7 protein-coding genes are annotated in these 4,515 nt (G+C 35.8%); all 7 read right to left on the reverse strand.

Annotated features, from left to right (window positions below; translation table 11 throughout):
- Positions 1–493: HK97 family phage prohead protease (locus tag QR64_RS25565; protein WP_039584505.1), on the reverse strand; the 493-nt coding region annotated here is incomplete at its 3' end.
- The gene (locus tag QR64_RS25570; RefSeq protein WP_036853147.1) at positions 474–1,610 is read right to left on the reverse strand and encodes a phage portal protein; all 1,137 of its coding nucleotides are present in this window, start codon (positions 1,608–1,610) and stop codon (positions 474–476) included. The genes QR64_RS25570 and QR64_RS25565, both read right to left, overlap by 20 nt.
- A 12-nt stretch (positions 1,611–1,622) precedes the next feature.
- A complete protein-coding gene (locus QR64_RS25575; RefSeq protein WP_036853146.1) occupies positions 1,623–1,907 on the reverse strand; it encodes an HNH endonuclease in 285 nt (94 codons plus the stop codon).
- The gene (locus QR64_RS28640) at positions 1,897–2,472 is read right to left on the reverse strand and encodes a terminase TerL endonuclease subunit (protein ID WP_200886482.1); all 576 of its coding nucleotides are present in this window, start codon (positions 2,470–2,472) and stop codon (positions 1,897–1,899) included. Before QR64_RS28640 ends, QR64_RS25575 begins: the two co-directional genes overlap by 11 nt.
- Entirely contained in the window at positions 2,420–3,496 is a 1,077-nt protein-coding gene (locus QR64_RS28645; protein ID WP_200886483.1) for a terminase large subunit domain-containing protein, read from the reverse strand. The genes QR64_RS28640 and QR64_RS28645 overlap by 53 nt, the downstream gene beginning before the upstream one ends.
- 29 nt (positions 3,497–3,525) lie before the next feature.
- Complete coding sequence (locus tag QR64_RS25585) at positions 3,526–3,756, reverse strand: hypothetical protein (protein ID WP_036853254.1); 231 nt, start codon at positions 3,754–3,756, stop codon at positions 3,526–3,528.
- Positions 3,753–4,277, reverse strand: a complete 525-nt coding sequence (locus QR64_RS25590; RefSeq protein WP_036853255.1) for a bacteriophage terminase small subunit — start codon at positions 4,275–4,277, stop codon at positions 3,753–3,755. The genes QR64_RS25585 and QR64_RS25590 overlap by 4 nt, the downstream gene beginning before the upstream one ends.
- Positions 4,278–4,515: the final 238 nt, after the last annotated feature.

Below are 4,515 nucleotides of genomic sequence, written 5' to 3' on the forward strand. Positions count from 1 at the left end.
TACGGCTTTCAATAATTTTGTTACGTTCTTCTGTGAGTTCTTCGCCCAATGCATTTTGAATAAACTTTGCGTTAGGGTCAGCTGGTACTGAAACAAGAGAAATCTCTTTAAACTGTGCTTTATTTACAACTAGAGCATCATTTTCATTAAACTCATAATCTGTAATGTAATAGGCAATTGATAGTGAATCAAACGCTCCATTTTCCACAGCTTTGTTAATGTTTGGTGCATTGTCGTAAAGCGTAAAGTCAGTCAGGTATTTATTAGAAGCTAAGTCATAATAAACTTTCGCGTCCCCAATTACTTCACTAGATCCAGCTCCGTGTTCATATAGCAATGGATATCGTTCTCTAGCAAACTCAATGCAGTTAGGGGTCAAGATAATACCGTTACGATTCTCTACGCCAACTTCTGAACCAATGCCTTGGAACGACTTAGAACCGTCCTCGTTTTCAGTTACTTTAATTTCAGCACTATTGGTTATTAGTTTCATCTGTGCTTGTTACGTCCTTTCTATTGCCTTGTAAATCACTTAGGTTTTTAACAGCAACTGCGTTAAGGTTTGTGACATAAATATCTCCGCCCTCGATTGGTTGCTCGCCCATTTTAACAAGAAGTTGATTCTGTGTAAAAATAGGAGCGTTGATATTTTCGTGATACAAGTCAATTAATTCTTTCAAAGTTGCAAACTTGAATAGCTGGTTATCTACGATTATGCGTTCATAATATAAATTATCCTTAACTACTCGTCTGCGGTTTGTTGAAATCAGTTTATAAGTCAGTTCCTTTTCAAGTTGAATCAGTAAAGGAATGATAGTAGAGTTATAAAAATAAATTTGTTGTTCTTGCGTAGCAGTACCAAGCAAAATATTTTCATTCATAAAGTAGCCTGTCAAAAGTTCCGATTTAATAAGGTCAATTTCATCTTTGTTTAAAACGGAATAATCTTTTTTAAGTTCTACAATTTCCGTCTTGTTATCAACTGGTGTCAAACCATTGTAACTCGAACCCTCTTGCATGTTCTTTATTGTTGTTAAGGCTTTTTCTCGATACTCTTGCGTATTATCAATATCAAGAAAGGCATTAATTTTCAACAAGCCACGCAATTTACCTTGTTCCAGCTTAGTTTGAATACTAGCTAGAGCATTATCTAAAATACTTGTATCCTCATTGATATAAAAAGGACTGATAAGCCTTACTAATTCTTCAGGTTTATATTCTTTTTTATCGTTAGCAAATAGTAGGTCTAATAGATCTCCTGTTTCACTATCAAATATAGGGTACAGGTCAACATAGCGCGTGCATAGCAACTTTTTAATTACTTTCTGCCAAAACTCCATGCTATTGTGTTCGCCCTTAGAACTCCAGTTTAGAACCTCGTCTAAGTCAGAACCTGCCATACTAATCAAAGTATCAGAACCAACATCAGACTTTTTATATTTAACATGATTAAATTCTACTTTTGTTATTTCATTAGCGATTTTATTATGAATGTTAGTCACAAAGGCACTTGTATATTCTACCGCTTCGTTTTGCCACGCTGTAACTCTTTGAGTATCATTGTTTAGCTTTCCACGTGAAAATGATACCACTTTTCCGAATAAGTTCAATTTTTCCCCTTTCTACCATAAACTCACACCTTTCCCACGTTTATACTCGCTTGTCTTCTTGTTATGGCAAGACTTACAAAGGAGTTGTAGGTTATCAGGGTTCAGCGCTATTTTCCAATCATCAAGATTTTCCCAAGTTAGTTCTATAATATGGTCTACTTCGTATTTTTTAGCACCGAATGCGCCACATCTTACGCAAGTCATCTTATCACGTTGTCTTACATAATCACGGACAGCCAACCATTCTTTTTTATTATACCAACCACTTTCTCGAACTGTGTCAACATTATACTTCATCTGACACCGCCATTTCTAAAGCCATTGTCAAAGCAACAGTAGGGTCAATTTTATCTTTTTCAAGTTTTTTAGTATACATATAGTCCCCATTTTGTCCGATTTTAACAGCAGTATTATTTAAAGCCCACTGCATGACTTTTTGGTTATGGATAAGTTTATTTTCCGCTAACTTAGATTTTAATAGCTTGATATAGTCACTCATTGAGAAACCTTGTCGAATTGCTCTTTGGTTGTCTCCATCTTTGTCAAAGAAATAACGCTCAATCAGCCCTTTTAAAATTTCATAGCGAGCTGGGTCGTATCCGACTTTTCTAAGTCTGCACCCTGTTTTGGTTCTAAAGTCATTAATATGCGGTATTAAGTCGTTCACATTGATGTATTCCGTATCAAGTAAGATTAGTTCGCCTCTGTCAACGAATTCAGTCCATAACTCTTGTTGTTCTGTGTCCAGTTGCTCATATTGAGACCGTACAGAGAAAGTTAGCGTATGGCTGTAAGTTTTACCCTCTAACTCACAAACGAACGATACAGCGGTTAAATCGCCAATTAAGGATAGGTCCGACATAAGTTCTATTTTTATTAAATACAGATAAATTAAAGTCTGTTAGTTTAGTGTCTTGCGGAGTGAAGTAGTAAGCTGTATCCTGCATAGGTAAGCCCATATTAAACGCTAAGAACTTATTCTGTAACGCTGGGTCTCCTTGCGCAAGCTCGTACTCCTCAATAACTCCTGACCACTTAGGAACATTGCCAATAAGTGGTAAAGCCATAGTCCAATTCTTTTTATCTTTGACCTGCTCATGATTTTCTAGCATGTAAAGCAAGCCGAATGACCTATCATTGTAAAATTCTTCTTCTGATTTGAATCGTTCAACAAGTTTATCATAAAGTCCGTCGCGTTTAAGTCCGCCAGAAGTGATGTAAATACTTTGCCAGTTATCTTGTTTTTGACGTGAACCTTTATTAACTGACAGTGTTATATCCTCGCCATAGGTATGGACTTCATCAAATATATTAAGGGAACTGTTACCACCTTGCGCTCGTAAAGTATCATTTGTTTGCTTTTTAAAAGTGGTTTTGAAAGACGTAAATTCTAGCCCTTGTTTTGTACTCTTGAAAATCTTGTTTTCATTGTACACTCTTAATGTATCACTTGCTTCCGTTTGATTCCTAACTTGGTCAAATACGTGTCTAGCCTGTGTATTATCGTATGCAATAACTAGACTTTCTCCGCCATATTGTCCGCCTAAAATCATCCAGTTAAGCACGCGCGTAGCCATTAAACTAGACTTACCTGATCCACGGCCTAAATTAAGAAAAATCTCATTAATTAGGTTGACTTGAACACCTTTTTCATCAACCATATCATAGCCTAACATTAACTCATACCACCATTTTTGTGTTGGAAGTAGCTCAATTTTCATCAGGTTACCAGTAGTCAGGTAGAAGTTGTCTTCTATCCATTCAATAGCTTGCGTAACACGGTCATAGCGATAAATATATTTGTTATGAATACGTATTTGCTTCTGAATAGTCTTGCGAATGTACTTATTAATAATAATGCCGTTTTCTTTGTTGTATTCCAACATTTTATTTAAATAATACATTCATTCCCTTTCTATTCAAATACTGATTGCAAATATTCATCTGAATATGGACACCAACCTTCGTCATCAGTCATTTCTTTTTTAAGTTGTTTCCAGTTTGAAAACTGACCAATAATAGAATCGTTGTCTCCACACGTCTCACAATAATCTTCAACTTCTTCTAATTCTTTTTCTGAAGTATTTTCTGACATCAGATAAAGTCCTCCGCCCAAATGGTCTTCAACTACCCAATATTTTTTCATTCAAACCCCTCTGGGACTTTGATTTCTGGCGTTTTATACTTACTTAGCTTATAGTCGTCAAGTTCTTCAATTTTAGCTTTAAGGTCATGAGCACTTGATTCTTCCTGTTGCAATCTCCGCCATTCAGTAGGGTTATAAAGTTCAGGGTTTCCAGCCTTAGCAACCATCATTGCTACCAAGCTATCTTTATCAAGTTCTTTCTCTTTAACCTTTACTTTTTCAACGTTTCCGTCAGCGTCATATATTGTTTCTGTTTCTTTTAGCGTTCTGACTGTCAGTTTGCTCGCTAAGGCACTTTCGGCTAGTTCTAATAGATTTCCCCTAGCAATGCTTTTAGCTTCGTCATACGCCTTTATATTGTCATCTCGCCACTTTCTAAAAGTTTTAGCCGAACAATGCAAACTGGTGTAGATTTCTCTGTCATTACAGCCTGATTCAATTTTATCAATGATTTGGCTAAAAAGCGGTTCTTCATACATCTTAGGTAAAATTGTGGGTCTGCCACCTTTTTGTGTTTGCATATTATCCTTTCTTTTAAATGTGGTTATATCGTTTAAAGCCTATATTTTCGTTCCTGTGAGCGTTAAGTTAATTAGACTTAAATTATATCGTAATGATATAAACACGCTCATACGAGCCAAAATATTAGCATATAGCCATATAATTTCCTTTTTATTTGAGATTTAGCGAGATTTAGCGAGATTTAGCGAGATTTAGCAAGATTTAGCGAGATTTTTCTTTTTGATTTTTTGGGGGATT

Source organism: Rhodococcus sp. Chr-9 (assembly GCF_000801125.1).
Lineage (GTDB): Bacteria > Actinomycetota > Actinomycetes > Mycobacteriales > Mycobacteriaceae > Rhodococcus > Rhodococcus pyridinivorans.